The organism is Microcoleus sp. D3_18a_C4, assembly GCF_036702415.1.
Taxonomy (GTDB): Bacteria; Cyanobacteriota; Cyanobacteriia; order Cyanobacteriales; family Microcoleaceae; genus Microcoleus.
The window spans coordinates 1-1,814 of sequence record NZ_JAUBTI010000224.1; the positions used below are offsets into that span (position 1 = coordinate 1).

The 1,814-nt window shown below is 43.0% G+C and carries 3 protein-coding genes; 1 reads left to right on the forward strand and 2 read right to left on the reverse strand.

What is annotated here, in order from left to right:
* Nucleotides 1-146: 146 nt before the first annotated feature.
* Nucleotides 147-566 (reverse strand): late competence development ComFB family protein, encoded by a 420-nt coding sequence (locus tag QUB16_RS33295; RefSeq protein ID WP_333322662.1) that lies wholly within the window; start codon nucleotides 564-566, stop codon nucleotides 147-149.
* 5 nt (nucleotides 567-571) lie between these two features.
* A complete protein-coding gene (locus QUB16_RS33300; RefSeq protein ID WP_333322664.1) occupies nucleotides 572-880 on the reverse strand; it encodes a DUF1830 domain-containing protein in 309 nt (102 codons plus the stop codon).
* A gap of 233 nt (nucleotides 881-1,113) precedes the next feature.
* Between QUB16_RS33300 and QUB16_RS33305 the strand changes: the two genes are divergently transcribed.
* Nucleotides 1,114-1,257: a hypothetical protein gene (locus tag QUB16_RS33305; protein WP_333322666.1), complete on the forward strand. Its 144-nt coding sequence runs from the start codon at nucleotides 1,114-1,116 to the stop codon at nucleotides 1,255-1,257.
* Nucleotides 1,258-1,814 lie beyond the last annotated feature (557 nt).

Consider the following 1,814-nt stretch of genomic DNA (forward strand, 5'->3'; position numbering starts at 1 on the left):
CTCCTTTATCGGATACAGGTTTTTTATTTCTGGACGGATGAATCACGTGGCGGGTATCCTGGATGCTTGATTGTCAGTACACAATTCCACCTCGCCCAACCGAGAGAGCCGAGAATCTCGGCGTCTCCCTCATTTGCAAGAAACTATCACAACCAACTAGCAACTCTGGAATCCAATTTAACTTCTTCAGGAACGCGGTAATCTATCTTCTGATAGCTGTGCAGCACGTCGCGAATGCCAGTATGAATCAAATTTTCTATGTGCAGCAACTGTTCTGAAGAACAGCGAACCTGAACTTTTTGGTTTGACACAGACTCGCGGGAGTCGATCGCAGTATATCTATTAGGAACTCGGCTGAGCACATAAGCAATTAAATCTTGTCGCAATCCCGAAGGCGAAAAAGCTTGTTGGTAGGGGTGCTTCGGATAAGACTCCAAGATAATTTCTACTTCCTCTGTGACTACAGCTAAGGTAATATTGACAAGATTTTTCTGCATTTTCCCCGTCCCCAAACACTCGTTAACTAATATTTTTGTGGCCGTTCTCGCTCTCGTCTGATTTCTCATGAATTTTAACCGGCTAATACCGCCAATCGTTCTTCGGTCATCACCAGCTCGAACTCGGAACTTACCTCTTCTATCACCCGCAGCACGTAGCAGGGAATCTTGTCCGATAAAATAGCACTTGGCGCCGTACCAGTGTGAATTTCTAAGACTGCTTCTGCCGCAGCTTCAAACATCAGTCGCTGTCCCGGAAACATCACTCTTTCAAAGTACCAATTAGGAATGTTCCCAATCCGAACCACCTGAACTAGGTTGGTAACATTTGCGTAATAGCACAGAATCTGGTTGTTACCTTTATAAGATAGCTGATCGGACATTTAAAAAATCTCCACACTCTTTCAAAAACTTACTGAGACTTGGCTTGGCCTGTTAGTGGCAATTACGAGTTTGGCTCTTGACAAAACGACCGACTTATTTTTGGGGTGTTATTCGAGAGCGCGAATCACATCTTCAGTTATTAATTTTTTTAGCATTGAGTTATCCTGCCAACACTTAGAGGTCTGGCGCAGAAACCCGGTTTTTCCCGGTTAAAAAACCCGGTTTGTTTGGTATGCAGTCGGTCACTCCTGACTTATTTATGTTGATTGTGCTGTGGCACCCGTTAATCAAAAGTACCCTCACTTTCCAGAACTCTCCTGACAACAGGTTCGCTCTTTGGCAGGGGAATGGTGCTGAGAGTGCGATCGACCTTTAGATCCAGAGCTAGGAGTAAACTTTATCTAAAAAATATGAGGAAATTATGAAGACCATCATTTTTTTTGATAAATATACTTTTGCCGAAGCAGGGATTACAACACTTAGGCAAAAACCGTGTTTTTTAGCCAAAAACTTGGCTGCATCTGCGATCCTGGGTTAAAAAACCCGGTTTCTGAGGGAACTCTGCGTAAATCTTGGATTAGCAGGCTGAAACCGGGTTTTTTACCAAAAAACTTCGCTGCATCTGTGAGATCGGATTAAAAAAAACCGTTCTTGAGGCCAATCTGTGTAACTTCTGCAGGAGTTATTCTGCCTGTAAATATGGTATTAGCCGATCGGCTTTGCGGGTAACAAAAAACCCCGACTCCCTGAGATCATCTCTAGAACTTCTAGGGAATCAGAGTTTAAATTAACCAATCACCGATCCATCTCAAAGCTAAATCAAAAAAATGAGGAAATTATGAAAATAGCCGGAAAAACTAGGGCGTCGGTTCAGTATCAGGAGTTGACAAAACAGACGGGAAATGATATGTGAATTGAGAAGCCTGTTAAATT